Genomic DNA, 21,351 nt, shown 5'->3' with positions numbered 1-21,351 from the left:
CTTCATCAGGAGCGCTCGATGACCCCGTCCCCGCCCGATAGGCCGGCCCCACCCTCGTATCCGCCCCCCTTCACGTCACGGGAGAGCGCCAGGGCATCGGCTGCCGCTGCCGGGACGGCATCGGCCACCGATCCCCGGGCGGAGTCGGCCACGGCTGCCGGGGCGGCGTCGGGGCCCGCTGCCGGTCCGCGCTGGGCGCGGCCTGCGCTGCTGGCGTTGTTGCTGGTCACGGCCGTGCTCTACCTCTGGAGCCTGTCCGCCTCCGGGTATGCCAACCAGTTCTACTCGGCCGCCGTACAGGCCGGCAGCGAGAGCTGGAAGGCGTTCTTCTTCGGCTCCTCCGACGCGGCGAACTCCATCACCGTCGACAAGCCGCCGGCCGCGCTGTGGCCGATGGCGCTGTCCGTACGGCTCTTCGGGCTCAGTTCGTGGGCGATCCTGGTGCCCGAGGCACTGATGGGTGTGGCGACGGTCGGGGTGCTCTACGAGGCCGTACGGCGCCGCTTCGGTGCCGGGGCGGGGCTGCTCGCCGGCGGGGCGCTGGCCGTGACGCCGGTCGCGGCGCTGATGTTCCGGTTCAACAACCCCGATGCGCTGCTGTGCCTGCTGATGGTCTGTGCGATCGCCGCCGTGCTGCGGGCGCTCGCGGACGGCCGTACGAAGTGGCTGGTGCTGGCCGGTGTCTGCTTCGGCCTCGGATTTTTGACCAAGACGCTGCAGGCGTGGCTGATCCTGCCGGCCCTCGCCGTCGTCTACGCCTGCTGTGCGCCGGTCGCGCCGCGGCGGCGGCTGGGGCAGTTGCTGCTCGCCGGGCTGGCGATCGTGGTGTCCGGCGGCTGGTGGGTGGCGATCGTCGAGCTGTGGCCGGCGTCCTCGCGCCCGTACATCGGCGGCTCGCAGCACAACAGCTTCCTGGAGCTGACCTTCGGCTACAACGGCCTCGGGCGGATCAGCGGCAATGAGACCGGCAGCGTCGGCGGGGGCGGTGGCCGTCCCGGCGGCGGGGGCGGCGGATGGGGGGAGACCGGGATCACCCGGCTGTTCTCGTCCGACATGGGCGGGCAGATCTCGTGGCTGCTGCCTGCCGCGCTGATCCTGCTGGTCGCGAGCGTGTGGGTGCTGTGGCGTGCCCGGCGTGCGACCGCTGCCGAACAGGCCGGTCAGCGGGCGGAGTTCCTGGTGTGGGGCGGCGCGCTGCTGATGACCTTCACGATTTTCAGCTTCATGTCCGGGATTTTCCATCAGTACTACAACATCGCGCTGGCCCCGTACATCGCGGCGCTGGTCGGGATGGGGGCGACGCTGTGGTGGCGGCGCGGCGGCCGGCGCGCCGCGCTCGTACTGGCCGGGACGGTCGCCGTGACCGCCGGATGGTCGTATGTGCTGCTGGACCGCTCGCCGGGCTGGCTGCCGTGGCTGCGCTGGACGGTGGTGGCCCTCGGAGTGCTGTCGGTGCTGGGGCTGTTGGTGCCGGTATGGGCGGGAGCGTCGGCGGGGGACAGTGAGCCGGAACGGGCACCGCGGCGGACGGACCGGCGCCTCGCGGTGCTGGCGGCCGGGCTCGGGGTGGCGACGGCACTGGCCGGTCCGGTCGCGTACACGCTCCAAACCGTCAACACCCCCAAGGGCGGGTCGATCATCACCGCGGGCCCCACGGTGCAGGGCGGCATGGGCAGGCCCGGCGGCCGCTTCCCCGGTGGCGGGCGGCCCGGTATGTGGGGCGGCAACAACGGAGCCATGGCGGGTGGCCAGGGCATGGGCCAGGGCCAGGGCATGGGCGGAGCCCGAGGCAACCACCAGGGCACCGGTCCGGGCGGGTTCCCGAGGCAGGGCGCCGGTGGCCGTCCGCAGGGCTTCCCGGGCGGACCGGGCGGCCCCGGTGAGCGGGGCGCCGGGCGGATGCGCGGTATGGGCGGCATGGGCGGTCTGCTCAACGGCAGCAAGGTGAGCGCCAAGGCCAAGGCGCTGCTGGAGAAGGATGCGGACCACTACGCCTGGGCCGCCGCGGCGATCGGCTCGCAGAATGCCGCGAGCTATCAACTCGCCACCGAGAAGCCCGTGATGGCGATCGGCGGCTTCAACGGGAGCGACCCCTCGCCGACCCTCGGCCAGTTCAAGAAGGAGGTAGCGGCCGGGAAGATCCACTACTTCATCGCGGGCGGGCAGGGCGGGCAGGGCGGGCAGGGCGGTCCCCGTGGTGGCCGTGGTGGCGGCAAGGGCGGCCCCGGTGGCGGCCGGGGCGGCTCGTCGAAGATCACGTCCTGGGTGGAGAAGACCTTCAAGAAGGTCACCGTCGGCAGTGCCACCTTCTACGACCTGACCCGGAAGGCGTGACCTCACAGGTGCGACCCGGGCGGCGCGGTCGCACCGGCGGCCTGTTCCCCCGGGCGGTCGAAAGCTAGATGTACGGCGTATAGCTCTCCCTGTACGGTGTAAGGCACCGCTCGCGCCGTACAGGGAGCCTGTATGTCCTCAGTGGCCTCCGACGCCACCACCGCCACCACCGCCACTCTTGAACCACCGGGCCGCCCCGCCGCCCGCTGGCTGATCCTCGCCGTCATCTGCCTCGCCCAGCTGACGGTCGTCCTCGACAACACCGTCCTGAACGTCGCGATCCCCTCCCTCACCGAGGAGCTGGGCGCGACCACCGCTGACGTCCAGTGGATGATCAACGCCTATTCGCTGGTCCAGTCCGGTCTGCTGCTCACCGCGGGCAACTCCGCCGACCGTTACGGCCGCAAGAAGATGCTCATCGCCGGCCTGGCGCTGTTCGGGGCCGCCTCGCTCGGCGCCGCCCTTGCCCAGTCACCCGGTCAGCTCATTGCCGCACGCGCCGGTATGGGCGTCGGCGGGGCCCTGCTGGTGACCACCACCCTCGCCGTCGTGATGCAGATCTTCGACGACGAGGAGCGCCCCCGGGCCATCGGCATCTGGAGCTCGGTCAACTCCCTCGGCTTCGCCGCCGGACCGCTGATCGGCGGTTCGTTGCTCGATCACTTCTGGTGGGGTTCGCTCTTCCTGGTCAATCTGCCCGTCGCGGTGATCGCGCTGGCGGCCGTCGTCGCCCTCGTTCCCGAAGCGAGCAGCCGCGGCGACACCCTCTCCGCGGCCGGTACGCCCGCGGCCGGTACGCCCGCGGCCGGTACGCCCGCGGCCGGTACGCCCGCGGCCGGGCGGACCCCCCTCGACCTGCGGGGTGCCCTGCTGTCCATGATCGGCATGGTCGGGGTGGTCTTCGCGATCATCTCCGGACCGATGTACGGCTGGCTGTCGGGCCGGGTGCTGATCTCCGCGGCCATCGGAGTCGCCGGGCTCGCCGTCTTCGCGCTGTGGGAGCTGCGCGTCCCGCATCCGATGCTGGACATGCACTTCTTCCGCAACCGCCGGTTCATCGGCGCCGTCTCGGGCGGCATCCTCGTCGCCTTCGGGATGGGCGGCTCGATGTTCCTGCTCACTCAGCACCTCCAACTGGTCCTCGGTTACGCACCGTTGGATGCCGGACTACGGATGGCGCCGCTCGCCGTCACCGTCATCCTGGTCAACTTCACCGGTCTGAGCGCCCGTCTGCTCCCCCGGCTCGGCACCCCCGGAATGATCGTTTCGGGGATGTCGCTGCTCGCGGCCGGCCTCGCCGCCATCTCGCTGTTCGGCGGCGCCGGCTACGGCGGCATGCTGTGCGGCCTGGTCGTGATGGGTGTCGGTGTCGCGTTCGCCATGCCGACGATGGCGAACGCCATCATGTCCGCGATCCCGCCGGCCAAGGCGGGCGTGGGGGCCGGCGTCAACGGCACCCTGATGGAGTTCGGCCAGGGCCTCGGTGTCGCCGTCCTCGGCGCGGTCCTCAACTCCCGTTTCACGGCGCTGCTTCCGCTGGCCGCCGCGGGCGCCGGGTCGCTGACCGCGGCGCTCGCCCGGACCCGTACGGACGCCGAACGGGCCGCCGTCCACGACGCCTTCGCGGCCGGCATCGGCACCAGCCAGCTGGTCGGCGCGGCCGCGGTGTTCCTCGGCGGGCTGCTCGCCGCCGTCCTGCTGCGCCGGGCGGAGCGTACCGGAGGGGACGCGGAGCAGGCCGCCACGGCTCCCGGTGCCGGGCCGGCCACCGCCGCGGCGGAATAGCATCGGCTCGGCAGGTGCGCGTGAACAGCGCGTACCGGCGGCACGTATGCATCCATACGTGCCGTCACCGCCGACGAGACCCACCACGACGGACGACGACAACACCGCCCGCGACACCGACGACAACACCGACGACAACACCGAAGCCGACCTCGACGACGGCGCCCACGACGTCGAAGAAGCTCGGGACAGGGAGGGGCGCCATGGCAGCGACGGACGACCGCACCGGAAAGCGGCCGAACAGCGTCTGGCTGACCGAACGGCCCCCGCTCAAGCGGAAGGCGGAACAGCCGGCCGGACTCGACCTCGACAAGATCGTCGCGGCGACGGTCCGGCTGCTGGACGCCGAGGGCCTGTCGAAGTTCTCGATGCGCAGGCTCGCCGCCGAACTCGGCGTCACCGCGATGTCCGTCTACTGGTACGTCGACACCAAGGACGACCTGCTGGAACTGGCCGTCGACGCGGTGGCCGGCGAGATGCCCCTGCCCGACGCGTCGGACTCCGGTGCCGACTGGCGCGACCAGCTGCGCACGCTCGCCCTCGGCTACCGCGACATGCTGCTGGGCCACCCCTGGGCGGCCCGGCTGCTGGGCGAGTTCCTCAACATCGGCCCGCATGCGACGGCCTTCGCCAACGCCACCCAGGGAGTGATGCGCCGCAGCGGCCTGGCCGCGGACCGCATGTCCGGCGCGCTGGCGTCCCTCTTCCACTTCGTCTACGGATTCTCGACGATCCGGGCCACACACGAGGCCCGCTGCCGGGCCGTGGGCATGAGCCTCGACGACTACTTCGAACAGGTCGTCGCCGTGCTCACCGACCGGCCGGAGTTCGCCGAGTTGCTGGAACCCTCCACCCGGGCCGACCACGTCCGCCGGGGCCGCAGCGCCGTGGACGTGCTGGACCGGGACTTCGCGTTCGCCCTGGATCTCCAGATCGCGGGCATCGAGGCGATGCGGGACCGTCCGTAGGGGGCGGCTGAGCGATCGGGCGGCGGCCGGGCACGGCCGGCGCTTCACCGCCGGCAGCGGCGTCGGCGCACACCTGCGAGCGTCCCCGTCACGAGGGCGAACACGAGCAGCGTGAGCCCCAGGAAGATCACGGGATTCACCCAGCCCGGTACCAGCTCGGTTCCCACGCCGTCCGACGTGACGCACTGCGCACTGACCGGCAGCGTCTCCCGCGTCACGATGCGATCGCCCCGGACTCCCTGCGCCGCACACATCTGATCCGGGTCGAGGAGGTAGAACCCCGACATCACGCCCCACGCGTAGGCGCCGAACGCCGCCGCACCGGCCATGACCGCGATCCACGCGGACGTCGAGGCGCCGGGCAGGTGCCACCCGCCGCCCGGTAGCCGCCGGTAGGCACGTAAGCCGAGCACCGTGGCAGCGATCACGAACACATAGGGCGCCAAAAGCGGCGCAAAGGCCAGGATCAGGAACACAAGCTTCGCCATGCCTGCCAGGACATCGCAGCCGCAAGGCCGGTTCCGCCGCACGGGAGGGCCGCCGCCTTAGGGGTACGGGCCGGCCGGCGCGGGCGGCACGACCTCCCTGGCCCGCGCCCTCCACGTCAGCAACGCGACGGCCTCGTCCCATGCGGCGGCGCTCAGATCGGCGGGCATGGCGACGACGACCCGCACCGGCCGCTCGGTCACCCACCGGCGTACGGCCCTCGGCACGCTGGTTGCGGGCGCCTGACCACCGTGGTTCGCCACACGTCGTTGCCCGATGTGCGGCCGGTTTCTCGCACCGCGACCGACGGGAGAAACGGTTGACGACCGCCGCAGGGCCCTCACCCCAGGGGTCTCACCCCAGGGCCCTCACCCCAGGGGGTCTCACCCCAGGGGGTCTCACCCCAGCCTCCTCACCCCATCGGCAGGCTCTCCCCCTGCACCGCCTGGATGTCGAGTTCGACCTTCAGGGTCGTGCCGATCGCCGCGATGCCGGCCGCGACGACCTGGTTGTAGTTCATCTTGAAGTCCTCGCGGCGCAGCTCCGCGGTGGCGCGGAAGGCGGCGCGCACCCCGCCCCAGGGGTCGGGACCGGTGCCGAGGTAGCTCAGGTCGAGGTCCACCGGGCGTACGACACCGTGCAGCGACAGCTCGCCGTGTACCGTCCAGCGGTCCGGTCCTGCCGGTGCCAGGCCCGAGCTGCGGTAGGTGATCTCCGGGAACTCCTCGACGTTCAGGAAGTCTTCGGAGCGCAGATGCCCGTCGCGCATCCCGTTGCCGGTGTCGATGGACGTGGCCTTGATGGCCGCCTCGATCCGCGAAGCGGCAAGATCCTCGGCGATCTCGATCCGGCCGCTGAACTCGGTGAACCGGCCGTGCACGCTGGAGATCCCCAGGTGCTGGGCGACCGCGGCCACCGTCGAGTGCATCGGGTCGATGGTCCAGGCGCCGGGCGGCGGCAGCTCGGCCCCGCCCTGCCGCGCCAGGACGACGCTGCCGATGTCCATCCGGCCGCTCGCGGTCACGATCGCGCTGGAGGCGACCGGTGCATAGCCGACTGCCGTCACGATGACCGTGTACGGGCCGGCGGGCAGCGGCTGTGCGCTGCGGACGGCGCCCTCGTCGTCCGCCGCCGCGCGCAGCACCTGCGCACCCGTCATATCGGTGACGGTCAGTACGGCATGCTGGACCGCCCAGCCGTCGCGTGTGCGGATCTGAGCCCTCAGGCCCGCAGCTCCCGCGCCCGTCGAAGTCATTGCCTCTCCTGTTTCCTGCCTGGTCGGGGTCCCCCGCTCCGGCGACGCCGGGAGCGTGGGGGAGTGTCGGGCTCCGGCGGCGGCGTGCAGGCCGTCCCCTGCCTGTGCGCAGCACCGCCGCCGGAGCCCCGGGGTCCGGTCCGGGACGCGCCTCCGCTCAACGCGCGCCCCGGCCCGGGGCATTGCTCCCGGGGAGAATCCCCGGGCCCGGGGCGTTTCAGCCCTCGGGGTGTGCGAGCTCGACGTCGTAGCCGTCGACTCCGCGGGCGCCGACCGCAAGGCCGGTGGCGACCGGCGGGTAGCCGCTCGCGATGACCGTGTAGTCGCCGGCGTCCAGGTCGGTGAAGGCGTAGGCGCCGTCCTCCCCGGTCGTCGAGGTGGCCACGACATTGCCCGCCGCGTCCACCAGCGTGACCCGGGCGTCGGGCAGCGGCCGGGATCCGTCCGGACCGCCGGCCCGCACGATGCCCTGCACCCGCGCGCCGGACAGCAGCTCGATCTCGATCCGGGTCGTGCCCTGGCCGCCGATCTCGACCGGCAGCGCGGCCGGGCGGTGGTTCGGGGCGTTCACGGCGACGGTGAAGGTCCCGGGCGCCAGCTCGTCGAAGGCGAAGGAGCCCTCGGCGCCGGTCATTCCGGTGGCCAGTACCTCTCCGCGGACATCGGTGACGACGACCATCGCACCCTCGACCGGCCGGCCGGTGGCCGCGCTGCGGACCTGGCCGCCGAGGCCGCTGGTGCCGCTGAGCAGGATGTCGTAGCCGTGGGGCTGGTCGCCGACGACGACCGTGGACGCCTGCGGCTGATGGCCGTCGGCCGCGGCGATCAGCACGTACGAGCCGGCGCCGGGGGCGTCGAGGACGTACGAGCCGTTGGCCTGGGCGACCGCGCGGCCCAGCTGACGCCCGCTGAGCGAGATCAGCGTCACCGCGGAGCGCGGTACGGGGTGGCCCTCCGCATTGCGGACGAAGCCGTGGACCGCGGAACCGGTCGGGAGGGCGTCACCGCCGCCGGCCGAGGCGTACGCCGCCAGCGGCTGGGTGGCGGTGGCCGCAGCCGCGGCCGGCTGCGCCCAGGACGGCGTGTGCACGTCGTCGGGGGCCACCGACGGGGCACCCACCAGAGCGGGTTCCCGCTCCTCGCCCGGCGCCGCGGCGGCGGCGAGGTCCGGGACGACGGCATCCGCCGACGCGACGGCCGCCGGAGTGGCCGAGGGGGTGCCCGCAGCCTGGGCGCTCTCCGCGTTCTGAGCGCTCTCCGCGCTCTGGGACAGTCCGCCACGCGTCTTCAACGCGACCTCCTTGATGAACAGGGTGAAGAGGAAGGCGAGCAGCGCGCAGGGCGCCGCGTAGAGGAACACATCGCCGACACCGTGACCGTAGGCGCTCTCCATGACGGTGCGCAGCGGCGCCGGGAGGGAGTCCAGGTCGGGGATGCCGCCGCCGCTGTTGCCGGCGCCGTGGGCGGCGGCCTTGGCGGCCTTGGGGCCGAGGTCGGCCAGACCGTCCTTGACGTAGTGGGTGACGCGGTTGGCGAGCACCGCACCGAGGGCCGAGACGCCCACCGCACCGCCGAGGGAGCGGAAGAAGGTCACGACGGACGAGGCGGAGCCGAGGTCTTCGGGGGCCACCTGGTTCTGCGTGGCGAGCACCAGGTTCTGCATCATCATGCCGATGCCCAGGCCCATCAGGGCCATGAAGATCGCGATGTGCCAGTACTCGGTGTCGTAGCGGATGGTGCCCAGCAGCCCGAGCCCCGCGGTCACCAGTGCGCCACCGGCGACCAGCCAGGCCTTCCAGCGTCCTGTCTTGGTGATGATCTGGCCCGAGACGGTCGACGAGATGAACAGTCCGCCGATCATCGGGATCGTCATGACGCCGGACATCGTCGGCGACTTGTCGCGCGCCAGCTGGAAGTACTGGCTGAAGAAGACGGTGCCGGAGAACATCGCGACACCGACGAACAGCGAGGCCACCGACGCAAGGGTGATCGTCTTGTTGCGGAACAGCCGCAACGGGATGATCGGCTCCTTGGCCTTGGTCTCGACGAAGACGAAGATCGCGCCGAGCACGACCGCGCCGCCGACCATCGCGGCGGTCTGCCACGACATCCAGTCGTACTTGTCACCGGCCAGCGTCACCCACACCAGCAGCAGCGAGACCGCCGCGCTGATGAAGAAGGCGCCCGCCCAGTCGACCTTGACGCCCTCGCGCCTGACGACGGGCAGCTTCAGGGTCTTCTGCAGCACGATCAGCGCGATGACCGCGAACGGCACGCCGACGTAGAAGCACCAGCGCCAGCCGAGCCAGTCGGTGTCGGTGATGACGCCGCCGAGCAGCGGGCCGCCGACGGTGGCGACGGCGAAGGTGGCGCCGAGGTAGCCGCTGTACCGGCCGCGCTCCCGCGGCGAGATCATCGCGGCCATCACGATCTGGGCCAGGGCGGACAGACCGCCCACGCCTATGCCCTGCACCACGCGGCAGGCGATCAGCATCCCGGTGTTCTGCGACAGGCCCGCGACGACCGACCCCGCGACGTAGATGACCAGCGCGAACTGCACCAGCAGCTTCTTGCTGAACAGGTCGGAGAGCTTGCCCCACAGCGGGGTGGTCGCGGTCATCGCGAGCAGCGAGGCGGTGACGACCCAGGTGTAGGCGCTCTGTCCGCCGTCGAGGTCGTGGATGATCTCGGGCAGCGCGTTGGAGACGATCGTCGACGACAGAATGGCGACGAACATGCCGAGCAGCAGCCCGGACAGCGCCTCCATGATCTGACGGTGCGTCATAGGGGCTCCGTCGGAGGCGTGGTGTCCGCCTCCGTGCCTGGCGTGGCCGCCCCGCACACCGGCTGGTGTGGTCGTAGCCATGTAATTCCTTTTCATCCTGCGGGTGTACGGGTGGTGGAGTCGTGATGCGCCCGGGGGCGGCAGTCGCCGAAGCTCGTACGGAGCCTGGCGAGCAGTTCGGTGAGGTGTCCGACGTCGGTGTCGGACCAGTCGTCCAGGTACCGGGCGAGCGTTGCGGTGTAGCGCTCGGCGAGCTCTTCCAGGAGCTCCGTGCCGCTCGGGGTCAGGCGCAGCAGCCGCGACCGCTTGTCCGCCGGATCGGGCTTCCGCTCGATCCAGCCGCGCTCGGCGGCATGGGCGACATGCCTGCTGGTCACCGACATGTCGATGGCAAGCAGCTCGGCGAGCTGGCTCATCCGCATCTCACCGTGCCGGTCGAGAAGGGTGAGCACCCCGGCCGAAGCGGGCGGGCACTCCTGGGGCAGCATCCGCCCCATTTCGCGCTTGACGGCACCGATGGCGCTGAGTTGCCTGGCCAGTTCCTCGTACTGACTGTGGGCGGCCACGGGCTCCTCCACCATCCCTCGCACATCGCATGCGTCCACGATCTTTTGTTGCTTGGGGCAACCATAATCAAGTTGGTTGCTGAAGGCAAACGAAATCGTCCAGGGTTGAAGTAAAGGAAGCGAAAAGTCTGCGTTGGGTATCGGTCAAACGGGGCGCCATGGCACGCAAAGATGCAGGTCAGCGGCCGGGCGAGGGGCCCCGGCCGATACCGGTCGGTAGCGGGACACCCCCAGACGACCCGCCCGCGCCCCCGTCCACACCCCGTACCCGGCCCGACCCCGCTCCGTAGGCGGCCTCCCGAGCGCCCCATGCGCGCCCCAGGGGTGCCGCTCCGCCCCCGGTTCGCTAGGGTCCTTCCCCATGGCGACCAACCCGCAGAACCAGGCCGGCGGCAACTACGACCCGGCGGGCAGCACGCAGATGTTCCGGGCCTTCGTGGACGAGGGCGGCACCCCGCAGCCCGGCAGCCGCCGCGCCCCCGCCCCCCAGCAGTCGTCCGGCCCCCGGGTGGGCGTCATCGTCGGCGTGATCGTCGCCATCCTGGTCGTCGCGGGCGCGGCGTGGCTGGCACTGGCCTGACGAGTCTCTTCGCAGCTGCCCTTAGGCGCACGGCTGTCTTTACGCGCACGGCTGTTCTTGCGCGCACGGGCCCGGCATCACGATGCCGGGCCCTTGATCTTTCCTCCGCCGGTTACGTCACCCGCCCGCCCCTGCTCTCCGCGATCCGCAGCGCGTCCCGCAACGCTTCACACGGCCTGTGGACACAGAACCGCAGCTCCCCGGCGGTCGCCTCCGCCGGTCCGCTCAGCAGCTCGGCCGTATGCCGCAACAACTCCTCGCCGGTGCCGAGTTGAGCCTCTCCCATGTCGTCGGCGAGCTCTGACAGATACCCACCGCCCTCGTCGCTGGAGAGGTAACAGCGCTTCCCGTCCGGCCCGCTCCAGGGCAGCAGCCGCATGCCGCCGCTCATGAGGCGACCGCCAGCGCCCGCAGGAACGCCCCGTCGCGCCGCGCCTCCTGGCGCTCGTGCGCGAGGAGGTAAGGGCGTACGAGGAGGGTGGCCTCGCCGTCTAGGGGGGATTCGGGGTGGCGGCGGAGGGGTCGGCGAGGCGTCGGCTGTGGCCGGTACGAGACGGTAGGGGTGGGGCGGGTCCGCCGCCTCCCTAAACGGGCGAGCAGGCGGCGCATAAGGTTCTGCATGCCGACGCTCCTTGAGCAGCGTTGGCCTGCCCCGGGGGTGTTGGCGCACCCGCCGGGGTCTTTGCCGTGCCACCGTAAAGGGTCCTGTTAGCCCCTGTCTATAGCTATACCCCTCTATGCCTGTCTAACTACCCGTGCGTACAGTCCCGTTCGTGATGGACTTCGACCCCACGGTGCCCAAGTGGACGCAGATTGCCGACGTGATCCGAGCGCGGATCGCGGACGGCACTTACCCACCACGCCACCTCATCTCCGAGGTGCGGATGGAGCAGGAGTTCGGCGTCGCCCGCGTGACCATTCGCAAGGTCACCGCTGCCCTCCGAGAAGAAGGGCTCATCGTCACCACACCCGGTATGGGCTCGTTCGTGACGCAGCGGCGACCGGGCGCCTGACGCGCCTTCGCAGCTTCCGGCGGCATGCCGGGCCGCCGTCGCCCTGCCCTGCGTGTTCCTGGGCGACGCCCCGCTAGACGCAGCTGATGGGCCCACTGGGTGACGGCTGGTACAGCGACCAGACCACGAAGAGCTGCAGAGTTACCAGCAGGACATCGAGGACGAGGGCACCAATCGCAAGCTTGCCCGACCAGTTGTGGCCCACCCAGGTATCGCGTTGGCGGGCGCGCCTGGCGACCCACCAGAACAGCACGAGTGTGAGTACCCCGCAGGCCAGTGCGCCGTAAGCACTCAGGTAGATCTGCCAGGTCAGCGGAAGGTCCCCGCAGTGTGCCCACTCCGCGGCGACATGTGCGTCGTCGGCCTTGCCGTAGGCAGTGAGGCCGCCCAGGCCGAGCAGCGCGAACAGCGTGACCAATAGGGGGGAGTGCCGGGCGGCGGTTGAAGTGTCAGTCATCAGTACCAATCAACCTCTTCGCCGCCGTGCCGCAGCATGAAGCTCTGCTGGTTCTCGGCGCCAGCCCACGTTTTGGAATGCCCGAGAGAACGGTCGATCTGCTCGAAGCCGGGAAGAGGAATGCCCGTTGGGTTTCCCTTCATCCAGGTGTCGTCTCCGCGAGTTCCCTCCCAGAAGGAGGTCTTCTCTTGCATCCCGGCGTGGGACAGCGCGTTGGAAACGAAGTTGGTGCAGTTGTTGCCGAAGTCGACAGGATCTTCCTTGTTCCAGTTATCGAGCGCGTACTCCACCATCTTCACCCGGTCGAACTTCCCGTCCGTGCCGCGCATTTCGCGCTTCGCGTTCTCGGGAATGCCGTCGAGGTGGGCGAGTTTCACCGGTTCGGCCCGCATCATGTCGTGCTGCTGTTTCTCGCTCAGGGCGTTCCACCAGGCGCGTACCGCAGTCGGGTCGGTGTTCGCCTTCGGGATGTCGGCGGCGAGCATGTCCATCTCGACACGCGAGGCGCGGTTCTGTTCCTTGAGAGCCTTGTCCGGGTCGCCGATACCGGTCATGCCCGCCAGGCGGTACAGCTCGGCCGAGGTTTTCCCGTCCGCTTCCGTCGCCTGTCGCAGAGCCTGTTCGCGCAGGGCGACGATGTCGTTGTAGGCCTGCTGCTTGTCCGCGCCCGCGTTCGGGGCGGGGCATTCCAGCGGCATTCCGTCATCGCCTATGGGCAGGTCGTGGGCCCGGGAGAGATCGGTGATCTGGCATGCGATGCTCATCGCCGTTTCCAGGCTGGTGTGCATGCCTTCCATGACCATTTTGACGCTGAGCAGCAGGTCGTACGCCGATTCCAGTTGATTCGCCAGCTTGACGAAATCGCCGGCCGCGGCCGCGCCCACCTCGTCGGACCAATTGTCAGCGAGGGGCTTGGCGCCCTGTTCGCGTACGTCATTCGCGGCGTTCAGCGCGTATTTCGCCAGCGCCGCCCAGTCGTCCGCGGCCTCTTTCCATTTCCGGGGGTGGGCGCTGATGAGTTCCGAGTACGTGACCACGGTCAGTGCCTCCCCAGGTCCTTCATGCCGGCCCTCAGCCGCGCGACCGCTTCCTGGTCCGCGGCGTCGTAGCCGTCGGCGGAGTCCTGCAACCGCTGCCCCAGGTCACCCATCCTCTTGGCGAGGTCGACCATGTGATCCTGCCAAGCGGTGCGGCACGACATCACGGCGTTTCCGGACTTCCAGAACATGGCGTCGTAGTAGACCTCCTGAGAGCTGTCGAGGACATGCGACAGCCGCCGCTGAGTGTCGCTCGACAGGGCCTTCATGTCATCGCCGGTGCTGCGGACCTTCGCCGTGTCCACCCGTATGTCACCCACGGGTCCCCCGTTCCGTTTTCACTTCTCCGCACTGGTCCTGTGCATGACCAGTGCGCCTACCTCCACACCGTAGAAGATGGCGTACAGGCCTGTGCGGGAGGGACGCCGGGCAGGCGGTTCCGGAGGAAACCGGGCAGATTGAACAGGGCGAGCGGATGTGAACGCGGCAAGCAGGGAGAGGGCAGTGACGGCCGTTCTTCCCGGGGGCGCCGGTTTTATGGTGTGTTCATGATCGATGAGCACAGCCCGCTCGCCCGCATCATCGAGCGGGTGGCGCCGCCCGCCGAAGCCGTCAACGGGCGTGGTGACTGGGCCGATGCGGAGAGGGCACTGGGCACCCGGCTGCCGGACGACTACAAGAAGCTGGTCGAGACCTACGGCCGCGGTGACTTCTGGGGTGCGCTGGGCCTGTGCACCCCGTTCGGCGACGACAACCCGGTCCGGCTCGAAGCACACCTGGTGGAGGACTTCGGCCCGCTGCGCGAGGACTGGCCCGAGCAGTATCCCTACCCCTTCTTCCCGGAACCGGGCGGACTGCTCACCTGGGCCATGACCGATGACGGGGCCCAAGTGTGCTGGCTGACCGAGGGGCCGCCCGAGTCCTGGCCGGTGGTGATCTGGTCACGTGACAGCGACTACGAACGATTCGACCGCGGGGCCGCCGCATTTCTCGACGGGTGGATCAGCGGCCGCCTCAGCTCCGAACTCCTGCACCACGAGAAGGAAACCGCCCCCTGGTTCGACGCGGCGATCGAACGTGATCACGTCTACGTCCGGCTGGAGGAAGAGAAGGAAGGGGGCCTCCCCTACGCCGAGCGCCTGCGAATCCTGCGCGACGCGCTCGCCCCACCGCGGACCGTGGTGGCTACGAACACAACGGCCTCCGGCAAGACCACTTCGTCGTCACCGGCACCGGCTGGCAGCTGACCTACGAGACGGCCTACGGGCATCAACTCCGGGTCGCGTTCCCGCCCGTCGATAGCGAAGCGGCCCGCCGCGCAGTCCTCGCCGCCATCGCGCGCATGGGGTGTGCCGTACAGTCCTTCGGCACCGTCCACGGCACGTCGTCCTGGGACCCTTCTCCCGGCCCGTCAGCCACGTGACCCACGCGCCACGGCCGGGCGGACCCTACCCAGCCTTCCGGACAGGTCCTCCCCAGGCCTTCCGGACAGGCCCTGCCCCACCCAGGCCCTGCGGACAGGCCCTGCCTAGGCCTTGCGGGCGAGCAGGTGAACCTCCTGGAACTGCCGTCGGTCGGTGGGCTGAGGTTCGCGAACCATCCGGGCCACCTCGGCCAACCCGGACGTGCGCAGCATTGCGGCAAGGTGATCGGGCGACCACCGATAGGCCGGCGCGACCACGTGATCGAAGGTCTGCGTCGGGTGAGACGGATCCTCGCTTGCCCAGAAGCCGACCAGGAGGTGGCCACCAGGTGCCAGCACACGGTGGAACTCCGCCAGGATGACGGGGAGTTCCTGCGGCGGCGTGTGGATGATGGACCAGCGCGAGAGGACGCCGCCCAGCACGCCGTCAGCGATGTTAAGCGCGGCCATCGAGCCCACGTCGAACCGCAGGTCCGGATAGGCCTGCCGCGCCAACGTGATCATCGCGGCAGAGGTGTCCACACCGAATGCCGTCAGCCCCAACTCGTGCAGATGGGCGGTGACATGACCCGGCCCGCACCCCAGGTCCGCGACCTGACCGTCCCCACCCGCACGTACGGCCTCGGCGAAGGCACCCAAGATCGCACGGTCGAGGGGAGCGTCCCGCAGCGTGTCCCGGAACAGCTGCGCATAGGTGGGGGCAGCGGCGTCGTAGGCCTCGCGGGTGGCACTGAGGGCATCGTGTTCGACCATGCGCACGACAGTAATGCCTGGCGCCGACCGGCGCTGAGAGGAGCCACTACGAGCTCGATGCCCCGAGGCGTTCGGCCGCGCGGTGGGCCTCGGTCAGTACGCCGCCGAGGTCGTCGTACAGCAACCGTCCGTTGCGCTTGACCGGGCGCCCGTCCACCAGGACCGTGTCGACGTTCCCGGGGTGCGCGGCGGTCACCACCGCGCCGATCGGATCGTGCGCCACCGGGGCGAGGTTGAGCGCATCGGCGCGCAGCAGGACGAGGTCGGCGCGCTTGCCGATTCCCAGCGATCCCACCTCGTCGCCCAGGCCGAGGGCCGCGGCCCCTTCCGCGGTGGCCATGCGCAGCACATCGGCGGCCTTGATCGTGGACGTTCCGGAAGCGGCGTCGTCCTCGTCGAAGTGACTGCTCATCAAGGCGGCACGCATCTGCGAGAACATATCGCCAGGCGCCGAGGTGACCGCGTCCGCGCCCAGCCCCGTGGTGATGCCCGCCCGGCGCAGCCGGCCCGCCATCGGGGCGCCGAACCGCATCGAGGCCTCGATCGCCGGCGTGATCGCCACCGCCCCGCCGGACTCGGCGATCAGCCGCAGCTCGGAGTCGGGCAGCGAGTTGCCGTGTACGTACAGGGTGCCGGCGGTGAGCAGTCCCTGTTCCTGCAGGGCGGCGATCGGCCGCTGCGCCACCGGGCCGGCCTGCACATGGACGGCGAGGGGCAGGTCCAGCTCGCGGGCGAGCAGCCAGTCCTCGCGTACGGCCTGCGGGGGAGTGAAGGAGGGGCCGACCGGTGCCAGGGCCATGGTGACCAGCGCCTCGCGCGACGGGAAGTGGTCGGTGCGGGCCTTGCGCACCCAGTCGGCCTGCCGGGCGGCCTCGTCGAAGACGGGGTAGCCGTAGCCGAAGACGGCACGGATCCCCGCTTCCGCCAGCGCCTCGACGGCGGCCGCGGTGTGCTCCGGGGTGTGCTGGACGTGGGAGAAGTCCTGGACGGTGGTGACCCCGGAGTCCAGGCACTCCAGCGCGCCGAGAAGGTTGCCGGTGTACACGTCGGCGGGCGTGTAGCGGGCGCCGAGATCACCGAGAATCCGGCGGAGGTAGTGGTCAAGGCTCTCGTCGACCGCGGCGGACCGCAGCAGCCCCTGCCACAGATGCCGGTGGGTGTCGACGAAGCCGGGCAGCACGACCATCGTGCGGGCGTCGATCACCTCCAGGCCGGTATCGGTGTCATCGAGCGGCAGATCGGGACCGAGGGCGGCGATGCGGCCTTCTTCGACCAGGACGTCGGTGTGCGGGTGGACGACGGGGTGGGGGGCGGTGTCGATGACCAGGCCACCGCGAAGAAGCAGGCGCGGCCTGTGGTGGCGCTCGATTCCCATGGCACATCTCCCTCTACACGTTCGGAAGAAAGCTTTGTGTAAAGCTATCACGATGGCGATCTACTATCCTGCCGAGGTGACCGCGGCATCCGGACCAGTCCCCGACCCCGTCGATGCGCTGCTGAGCGCCTGGCGCAGCGAGCTGCCGGATGCGCTCCGCCCGACGACGGAGCTGTCGAAGCGGATAGTGCAGCTCGCCGGCGCCCTGGACGCGGCCACCCGCGAAGTGCTCCCCGGCCTCGGCCTGACCGTCGCCGAATTCGACATCCTGGTCGCCCTGCGCAGGTCCGGTGAGCCCTACTGCATGAAGCCGAACGAGCTGGTCCGCGCGCTGCTGCTGTCCTCCGGCGGCATCAGCAACGTCGTCAACCACCTCGCCGGCCGCGGACTCGTGCTCCGCGAGCCCTCGCCGGACGACGGCCGCAGCACCATGATCCGGCTGACACCGGACGGGGTGCGCACCGCCGAGCGCGCCGTGTGCGCCAACGCCGACGCCCATGAGGCGGTCTTCGCCGAGGCGTCGCCCGTCGCCGTGCACGCCGCCGCGCGGGCGCTGCGCGAGGTGGGCGTGCACCGCCGCCCCGTACCGCGACCGCTACGGACGGGGCGCAACCGCAGCCGGTCCTGAGGTGCGGGCCACCGGGGGTCCTCATGGCGTGTCACCGGCGCCTGGAGTCCGGTTTGCGTCTGCCGCCCGGCTTGCGCCTCGCACCCGGCTTCCGTATGGAGCCCGGCTTCCGTCTGGCGCCCGGCCTTTCGGCCTACGCCTGATCCGCCGCCGCCTGGAGGGCGGCGATATCGATCTTCTTCATGCCGAGCATGGCCTTCATGGCGCGGGTCGCGCGCTCCTGGTCCGGGTCGTTCAGCAGCTCCGCCATGCCGCCGGGCGCGACCTGCCAGGACAGGCCGTACTTGTCCTTCAGCCAGCCGCAGGGGCCCTCCTCGCCGCCGTCGGAGAGCTTGGTCCAGTAGTAGTCGATCTCGTCCTGGTCGGCACAGACGATCATCAGGGAGACCGCCTCGTTGAAGGTGAACACGGGGCCGCCGTTGATCGCGACGTACTGCTGGCCGTCGAGCTCGAACTCGACCGTCAGTACGGTCCCCGCAGGGCCCGGACCTGCCTCGTTGTAATAGGTGACGTTGTTGATCTTCGAGTTCGGGAACACCGAGCAGTAGAACTCTGCGGCTTCCTTGCCCTGGGTGTCGAACCAGAGGTTGGGGGTGATCTGGGGCATGGTCTTCTCCCTGGGACGGGGTCGCTGCCGGTGGCTGCGTCTGTGCCTCTTTAGACGGTCCCACCGGCCGGAACTCATCGCTCTTCGGGAAGGTCTCTCGCGTCGCCCGGCAGGGGCGATTTTCAGCCAGGTCCGACAGCCCGCCCTCACTTCCCCCTGAACCGGTCCTCATGTCCACCCCGGACCGGCCCTCATGTCCACCCCGGACCGGCCCTCATGTCCACCCCGGACCGGTCCTCATGCCCACCCCGGACCGGCCCTCATGTCCACCCCGGACCGGCCCTCATGCCCACCCCGGACCGGCTCTCACCTCCACCCGGACCGGCCCTCACTTCCACCTGAAGGTGATGTCCTTGGTGTCGAGGTGCATCCCCAGCGGCACCCGCCAGCTGTCCACGCACACCCGCCAGGTGCCGGTCTGCCTCCTGCCCACGGCGAGCGGCAGCGGGAGGGGACGGGTGGAGGTGAGGGTGGCCCAGTCGATGCCGAGGCCGCCGATGATGTGGGTGCCGAAGAGGACGCTGCCGGCGGTGACGGGGCGGTCGCCGTTGTTGAGGAAGTCCACGGTGACCTTCTGGCACCAGCGGACATCGGTGCCGGCGAGGGCGGGCTTGCCTACCAGGAGGCCGGCGGGGGCGCCCGGACCGGTCGGGATGGTGGGGGAAGGAGGCTCGGGGGCCGGGGTGCCGTGCGGCGGGATGGAACCGCCGGGGCCGCTGGGGGAGTTGGGTGCGCCCGGTGAGGCCGGGGGCGTCGTCCCCCCGCTGGGGCTGCCGTGGCCGCTGTGGCTGCCGTGTGCGCCGGAGGGCGATGCGGAGGAGCCGGAAGGGGCGCCGGATGCGCCTGCGCTTCCTTGGGTCCCTGCGCTGCCGTGCGCTCCTGCGCCGTCGGCCTCGTCACCCTTGCCTGATCCGGCGGGGGACTTTGGCAGGGGCCGCCCGGTACGCGCCCGGCCGCTGCCGCTGTTACTGCCGCCGTCTCCGCCGCCGCGGCCTCCACCGCCACCGTCCGCGCGGCTTCCGTCGCCGTCCAGCGGAGTCAGCTCGACACCGCCCTCGGGCGGTACGGCCCGGCTCGGCGCACGATCATCGGCGGGGCCTGCCGCACCCACCGCGACATAGCCCTGATCGGCCGCGCTTCCGCAGCCGGTGAGCAGGGAACCCAGACACAGCACGGCCGCCGAGGCGGCGGCCACAGTCGTCGTCCGTCGCATCAGCACAGTGTTGCTGACGGAGTGTTAGGTGTACAGGGGTCGGTCGCACGGCCGTTGTCCGGCCGGACCGTGGCTCTCTCACGGCCGGGCGGGCGCACCTCGCGCCACGCCCCCGCCATGCCTCCCTGCGTCCTTGCAACTGTCCGCCGAGCGGCGCCAAGCGTCTTGCGGCCCCTCGGCGGACCGTTCCTCAGTCGGAGATCAGGCCCTCGCGCAGCTGCGCCAGGGTGCGGGTGAGCAGCCGGGAGACGTGCATCTGGGAGATGCCGACCTCCTCGCCGATCTGGGACTGCGTCATGTTGGCGAAGAAGCGCAACATGATGATCTGGCGCTCGCGGGCCGGGAGTTTGGCCAGCAGGGGCTTGAGCGATTCGCGGTACTCCACGCCTTCCAGAGCGGAGTCCTCGTAGCCGAGGCGGTCCGCGAGGGAGCCCTCGCCGCCGTCGTCCTCGGGAGAGGGGGAGTCGAGCGAGGAGGCGGTGTACGCATTGCCGACGGCCAGGCCATCGACGACGTCCTCCTCCGACACCCCCAGGCACAGGGCCAGTTCGGGGACGGTCGGGGAGCGGTCCAGCTTCTGGGAGAGCTCGTCGCTGGCCTTGGTGAGGGCGAGCCGGAGCTCCTGGAGCCGGCGCGGGACGCGTACCGACCACGACGTGTCACGGAAGAAGCGCTTGATCTCGCCGACCACGGTCGGCATCGCGAACGTCGGGAATTCCACGCCGCGTTCGCAATCGAAACGGTCGATCGCCTTGATCAGGCCGATGGTGCCGACCTGGACGATGTCCTCCATCGGCTCGTTGCGACTGCGGAAGCGAGCGGCCGCATAGCGGACGAGCGGAAGGTTCAGCTCGATGAGCGTGTCACGGACGTAGGTGCGTTCCGCGCAGTCCTTGTCGAGCGAGGCCAGCCGCAGGAACAGGGAGCGGGAGAGCGTGCGGGTGTTGATGGCGTCGTCGTCATGCACGTGTGGTGCGGGCGCGGGAATCGCGGGAAGCACCTTCGAGCTGCCCAGTTCTACGGACATGCCACCCCCTTGAGGTCGCGGTCGGGTCGCTGTGGCGTCCTCGGGCCGGGGCGGACCGAGGAGTGATACCTCCACCTGAATACCGGAGGCAGCGCTACGGCAAACGCGGTTCCTGCAGAATGTCACATGTCGGCAACGCGCTGTAGCGTCTTGTCGACATATCTGTGCAGGATCGGGTCGCTCGTCCCGGCTACGCGTCGATCCTGTTTGCGGATCGCAGTCGGGCGAAGCTCCGCGACAGTAGCCGCGAGACATGCATCTGCGACACCCCTAGCTCCGCACTGATCTGTGACTGCGTCAGATTGCTGTAGTAACGCAGCAGAAGGATCCGCTGCTCGCGCTCGGGCAGCTGGACGAGAAGGTGCCGTACGAGGTCGCGGTGCTCGACGCCGGCCAGCTCCGGGTCCTCGTATCCGAGGCGGTCCAGCAGGCCGGGCAGGCCGTCGCCCTCCTGGGCGGCCTCCAGCGACGTGGCGTGATACGAGCGGCCCGCCTCCAGGCAGGCCAGCACCTCGTCCTCGCCGATCTTGAGCCGTTCGGCGATCTCGGCGGTGGTGGGGGAGCGGCCGTGCAGCACCGTCAGGTCCTCGGTCGCGCCGTTGACCTGCACCCAGAGCTCATGGAGGCGGCGCGGCACATGGACCGTGCGGACATTGTCTCGAAAGTAGCGTTTGATCTCGCCGACAACGGTGGGCATGGCGAAGGTGGGGAACTGGACGCCCCGGTCCGGATCGAACCGGTCAATGGCATTGATCAGGCCGATGGTGCCGACCTGGATGACGTCCTCCATCGGCTCATTACGGCTGCGGAAGCGCGCCGCGGCATAGCGGACCAGCGGCAGGTTGGCTTCGATCAGTGCGGCCCGGACCCTGGTGTGCTCGGGGGTGCCGGGCTCGAGGTCCGTCAACTCCGCGAACAGCACCTGCGTGAGCGCCCGCGTGTCCGCGCTTCGGCTCTCGCGGGATGGAGCCTTGGGCGCAGTACGGGCCGTCACGGTCACGCCACCCTTCACAGTGCATGTATCCGGCAAAAGCGGTCATAGCATCACAAGACATGTGC

Annotated in this window: 25 protein-coding genes; 7 read left to right on the top strand and 18 right to left on the bottom strand. The window is 70.3% G+C overall.

What is annotated here, in order from left to right:
• Positions 1-5: 5 nt before the first annotated feature.
• The gene (locus ACGFR7_RS15310; RefSeq protein ID WP_393318619.1) at positions 6-230 is read right to left on the bottom strand and encodes a hypothetical protein; all 225 of its coding nucleotides are present in this window, start codon (positions 228-230) and stop codon (positions 6-8) included.
• Here ACGFR7_RS15310 and ACGFR7_RS15305 point away from each other — a divergent pair.
• Together ACGFR7_RS15305 and ACGFR7_RS15300 are read left to right on the top strand one after the other, a co-directional pair.
• Positions 208-2,334, top strand: coding sequence for an ArnT family glycosyltransferase (locus ACGFR7_RS15305; RefSeq protein ID WP_393318594.1), 2,127 nt, complete (start codon positions 208-210; stop codon positions 2,332-2,334). The two genes, ACGFR7_RS15310 and ACGFR7_RS15305, sit on opposite strands and share 23 nt — an antisense overlap.
• A gap of 132 nt (positions 2,335-2,466) precedes the next feature.
• Positions 2,467-4,119: an MFS transporter gene (locus ACGFR7_RS15300; RefSeq protein ID WP_393318331.1), complete on the top strand. Its 1,653-nt coding sequence runs from the start codon at positions 2,467-2,469 to the stop codon at positions 4,117-4,119.
• 64 nt (positions 4,120-4,183) lie between these two features.
• Here ACGFR7_RS15300 and ACGFR7_RS15295 read toward each other — a convergent pair whose 3' ends face one another.
• On the bottom strand, positions 4,184-4,324 hold the full coding sequence (locus ACGFR7_RS15295) for a hypothetical protein (RefSeq protein ID WP_393318328.1): 141 nt from the start codon (positions 4,322-4,324) through the stop codon (positions 4,184-4,186).
• On the opposite strand from ACGFR7_RS15295, the gene ACGFR7_RS15290 reads away from it, so the two are divergent.
• Complete coding sequence (locus ACGFR7_RS15290; protein WP_393318325.1) at positions 4,323-5,087, top strand: TetR/AcrR family transcriptional regulator; 765 nt, start codon at positions 4,323-4,325, stop codon at positions 5,085-5,087. The two genes, ACGFR7_RS15295 and ACGFR7_RS15290, sit on opposite strands and share 2 nt — an antisense overlap.
• A 44-nt stretch (positions 5,088-5,131) precedes the next feature.
• Here ACGFR7_RS15290 and ACGFR7_RS15285 read toward each other — a convergent pair whose 3' ends face one another.
• The 5 genes from ACGFR7_RS15285 to ACGFR7_RS15265 all read right to left on the bottom strand — a co-directional run bounded on the left by ACGFR7_RS15285 (position 5,132) and on the right by ACGFR7_RS15265 (position 10,179).
• Positions 5,132-5,575 carry a hypothetical protein gene (locus tag ACGFR7_RS15285; protein WP_393318323.1) on the bottom strand — a complete coding sequence of 148 codons (444 nt, stop codon included), beginning with the start codon at positions 5,573-5,575 and terminating at the stop codon, positions 5,132-5,134.
• Between the two features lie 57 nt (positions 5,576-5,632).
• Positions 5,633-5,776, bottom strand: a complete 144-nt coding sequence (locus tag ACGFR7_RS15280; protein WP_393318320.1) for a hypothetical protein — start codon at positions 5,774-5,776, stop codon at positions 5,633-5,635.
• Between the two features lie 209 nt (positions 5,777-5,985).
• Positions 5,986-6,828, bottom strand: coding sequence for a YceI family protein (locus ACGFR7_RS15275; RefSeq protein WP_393318317.1), 843 nt, complete (start codon positions 6,826-6,828; stop codon positions 5,986-5,988).
• Between the two features lie 217 nt (positions 6,829-7,045).
• Complete coding sequence (locus tag ACGFR7_RS15270; RefSeq protein ID WP_393318314.1) at positions 7,046-9,694, bottom strand: MFS transporter; 2,649 nt, start codon at positions 9,692-9,694, stop codon at positions 7,046-7,048.
• Positions 9,695-9,705: 11 nt separating this feature from the next.
• Positions 9,706-10,179, bottom strand: a complete 474-nt coding sequence (locus tag ACGFR7_RS15265) for a MarR family winged helix-turn-helix transcriptional regulator (protein WP_393318311.1) — start codon at positions 10,177-10,179, stop codon at positions 9,706-9,708.
• A 361-nt stretch (positions 10,180-10,540) separates the two neighbouring features.
• Here ACGFR7_RS15265 and ACGFR7_RS15260 point away from each other — a divergent pair, with 361 nt between their 5' ends.
• Positions 10,541-10,759, top strand: a complete 219-nt coding sequence (locus tag ACGFR7_RS15260) for a hypothetical protein (protein ID WP_393318308.1) — start codon at positions 10,541-10,543, stop codon at positions 10,757-10,759.
• 112 nt (positions 10,760-10,871) lie between these two features.
• Here the strand turns inward: ACGFR7_RS15260 and ACGFR7_RS15255 are convergent, their stop codons facing one another.
• Both ACGFR7_RS15255 and ACGFR7_RS15250 read right to left on the bottom strand, forming a co-directional pair.
• Positions 10,872-11,150: a hypothetical protein gene (locus ACGFR7_RS15255; protein ID WP_393318306.1), complete on the bottom strand. Its 279-nt coding sequence runs from the start codon at positions 11,148-11,150 to the stop codon at positions 10,872-10,874.
• Positions 11,147-11,380 (bottom strand): hypothetical protein, encoded by a 234-nt coding sequence (locus tag ACGFR7_RS15250; protein ID WP_393318303.1) that lies wholly within the window; start codon positions 11,378-11,380, stop codon positions 11,147-11,149. Before ACGFR7_RS15250 ends, ACGFR7_RS15255 begins: the two co-directional genes overlap by 4 nt.
• A gap of 155 nt (positions 11,381-11,535) precedes the next feature.
• Between ACGFR7_RS15250 and ACGFR7_RS15245 the strand changes: the two genes are divergently transcribed.
• Complete coding sequence (locus ACGFR7_RS15245; protein ID WP_393318591.1) at positions 11,536-11,772, top strand: GntR family transcriptional regulator; 237 nt, start codon at positions 11,536-11,538, stop codon at positions 11,770-11,772.
• Between the two features lie 73 nt (positions 11,773-11,845).
• Here the strand turns inward: ACGFR7_RS15245 and ACGFR7_RS15240 are convergent, their stop codons facing one another.
• The 3 genes from ACGFR7_RS15240 to ACGFR7_RS15230 are packed head-to-tail and all read right to left on the bottom strand — an operon-like array spanning position 11,846 to position 13,586.
• Entirely contained in the window at positions 11,846-12,229 is a 384-nt protein-coding gene (locus tag ACGFR7_RS15240) for a hypothetical protein (protein WP_393318300.1), read from the bottom strand.
• Positions 12,229-13,266: an amidase domain-containing protein gene (locus ACGFR7_RS15235; protein ID WP_393318297.1), complete on the bottom strand. Its 1,038-nt coding sequence runs from the start codon at positions 13,264-13,266 to the stop codon at positions 12,229-12,231. The genes ACGFR7_RS15240 and ACGFR7_RS15235 overlap by 1 nt, the downstream gene beginning before the upstream one ends.
• Before the next feature lie 2 nt (positions 13,267-13,268).
• Positions 13,269-13,586 (bottom strand): WXG100 family type VII secretion target, encoded by a 318-nt coding sequence (locus ACGFR7_RS15230; protein ID WP_393318294.1) that lies wholly within the window; start codon positions 13,584-13,586, stop codon positions 13,269-13,271.
• Between the two features lie 228 nt (positions 13,587-13,814).
• Here ACGFR7_RS15230 and ACGFR7_RS15225 point away from each other — a divergent pair, with 228 nt between their 5' ends.
• The gene (locus tag ACGFR7_RS15225; RefSeq protein WP_393318292.1) at positions 13,815-14,513 is read left to right on the top strand and encodes an SMI1/KNR4 family protein; all 699 of its coding nucleotides are present in this window, start codon (positions 13,815-13,817) and stop codon (positions 14,511-14,513) included.
• A 281-nt stretch (positions 14,514-14,794) separates the two neighbouring features.
• On the opposite strand, the gene ACGFR7_RS15220 is transcribed toward ACGFR7_RS15225, so the two are convergent.
• Both ACGFR7_RS15220 and ACGFR7_RS15215 read right to left on the bottom strand, forming a co-directional pair.
• Entirely contained in the window at positions 14,795-15,442 is a 648-nt protein-coding gene (locus tag ACGFR7_RS15220; protein ID WP_393318289.1) for a class I SAM-dependent methyltransferase, read from the bottom strand.
• A gap of 46 nt (positions 15,443-15,488) precedes the next feature.
• Entirely contained in the window at positions 15,489-16,817 is a 1,329-nt protein-coding gene (locus ACGFR7_RS15215) for an amidohydrolase family protein (protein ID WP_393318286.1), read from the bottom strand.
• 52 nt (positions 16,818-16,869) lie between these two features.
• Here ACGFR7_RS15215 and ACGFR7_RS15210 point away from each other — a divergent pair, with 52 nt between their 5' ends.
• Positions 16,870-17,445, top strand: a complete 576-nt coding sequence (locus tag ACGFR7_RS15210) for a MarR family winged helix-turn-helix transcriptional regulator (protein WP_393318282.1) — start codon at positions 16,870-16,872, stop codon at positions 17,443-17,445.
• Between the two features lie 133 nt (positions 17,446-17,578).
• Here the strand turns inward: ACGFR7_RS15210 and ACGFR7_RS15205 are convergent, their stop codons facing one another.
• The 4 genes from ACGFR7_RS15205 to ACGFR7_RS15190 form a co-directional block, all read right to left on the bottom strand.
• Positions 17,579-18,052 carry a VOC family protein gene (locus ACGFR7_RS15205; protein WP_393318279.1) on the bottom strand — a complete coding sequence of 158 codons (474 nt, stop codon included), beginning with the start codon at positions 18,050-18,052 and terminating at the stop codon, positions 17,579-17,581.
• Positions 18,053-18,380: 328 nt separating this feature from the next.
• Complete coding sequence (locus ACGFR7_RS15200; RefSeq protein ID WP_393318276.1) at positions 18,381-19,265, bottom strand: hypothetical protein; 885 nt, start codon at positions 19,263-19,265, stop codon at positions 18,381-18,383.
• 190 nt (positions 19,266-19,455) lie between these two features.
• The gene (locus tag ACGFR7_RS15195; RefSeq protein ID WP_026169669.1) at positions 19,456-20,292 is read right to left on the bottom strand and encodes an RNA polymerase sigma factor SigF; all 837 of its coding nucleotides are present in this window, start codon (positions 20,290-20,292) and stop codon (positions 19,456-19,458) included.
• Between the two features lie 190 nt (positions 20,293-20,482).
• Positions 20,483-21,292, bottom strand: coding sequence for an RNA polymerase sigma factor SigF (locus ACGFR7_RS15190; protein ID WP_026169670.1), 810 nt, complete (start codon positions 21,290-21,292; stop codon positions 20,483-20,485).
• Positions 21,293-21,351 lie beyond the last annotated feature (59 nt).

It is taken from the genome of Streptomyces sp. NPDC048516, from assembly GCF_043199875.1.
Classification (GTDB): Bacteria; Actinomycetota; Actinomycetes; order Streptomycetales; family Streptomycetaceae; genus Streptomyces.
This window is presented reverse-complemented; position numbering and strand designations above follow the sequence as displayed.

Coding starts and splice junctions, on each gene's coding strand:
- ACGFR7_RS15200 (WP_393318276.1), bottom strand. CDS start 19,265: ATGCGACGGACGACGACTGTGGCCGCCGCCTCGGCGGCCGTGCTGTGT.
- ACGFR7_RS15210 (WP_393318282.1), top strand. CDS start 16,870: ATGGCGATCTACTATCCTGCCGAGGTGACCGCGGCATCCGGACCAGTC.
- ACGFR7_RS15285 (WP_393318323.1), bottom strand. CDS start 5,575: ATGGCGAAGCTTGTGTTCCTGATCCTGGCCTTTGCGCCGCTTTTGGCG.
- ACGFR7_RS15270 (WP_393318314.1), bottom strand. CDS start 9,694: ATGGCTACGACCACACCAGCCGGTGTGCGGGGCGGCCACGCCAGGCAC.
- ACGFR7_RS15225 (WP_393318292.1), top strand. CDS start 13,815: ATGATCGATGAGCACAGCCCGCTCGCCCGCATCATCGAGCGGGTGGCG.
- ACGFR7_RS15300 (WP_393318331.1), top strand. CDS start 2,467: ATGTCCTCAGTGGCCTCCGACGCCACCACCGCCACCACCGCCACTCTT.
- ACGFR7_RS15195 (WP_026169669.1), bottom strand. CDS start 20,292: ATGTCCGTAGAACTGGGCAGCTCGAAGGTGCTTCCCGCGATTCCCGCG.
- ACGFR7_RS15255 (WP_393318306.1), bottom strand. CDS start 11,150: ATGAGCGGCGGCATGCGGCTGCTGCCCTGGAGCGGGCCGGACGGGAAG.
- ACGFR7_RS15290 (WP_393318325.1), top strand. CDS start 4,323: ATGGCAGCGACGGACGACCGCACCGGAAAGCGGCCGAACAGCGTCTGG.
- ACGFR7_RS15245 (WP_393318591.1), top strand. CDS start 11,536: ATGGACTTCGACCCCACGGTGCCCAAGTGGACGCAGATTGCCGACGTG.
- ACGFR7_RS15250 (WP_393318303.1), bottom strand. CDS start 11,380: ATGCAGAACCTTATGCGCCGCCTGCTCGCCCGTTTAGGGAGGCGGCGG.
- ACGFR7_RS15220 (WP_393318289.1), bottom strand. CDS start 15,442: ATGGTCGAACACGATGCCCTCAGTGCCACCCGCGAGGCCTACGACGCC.
- ACGFR7_RS15240 (WP_393318300.1), bottom strand. CDS start 12,229: ATGACTGACACTTCAACCGCCGCCCGGCACTCCCCCCTATTGGTCACG.
- ACGFR7_RS15295 (WP_393318328.1), bottom strand. CDS start 4,324: ATGGCGCCCCTCCCTGTCCCGAGCTTCTTCGACGTCGTGGGCGCCGTC.
- ACGFR7_RS15215 (WP_393318286.1), bottom strand. CDS start 16,817: ATGGGAATCGAGCGCCACCACAGGCCGCGCCTGCTTCTTCGCGGTGGC.
- ACGFR7_RS15275 (WP_393318317.1), bottom strand. CDS start 6,828: ATGACTTCGACGGGCGCGGGAGCTGCGGGCCTGAGGGCTCAGATCCGC.
- ACGFR7_RS15205 (WP_393318279.1), bottom strand. CDS start 18,052: ATGCCCCAGATCACCCCCAACCTCTGGTTCGACACCCAGGGCAAGGAA.
- ACGFR7_RS15260 (WP_393318308.1), top strand. CDS start 10,541: ATGGCGACCAACCCGCAGAACCAGGCCGGCGGCAACTACGACCCGGCG.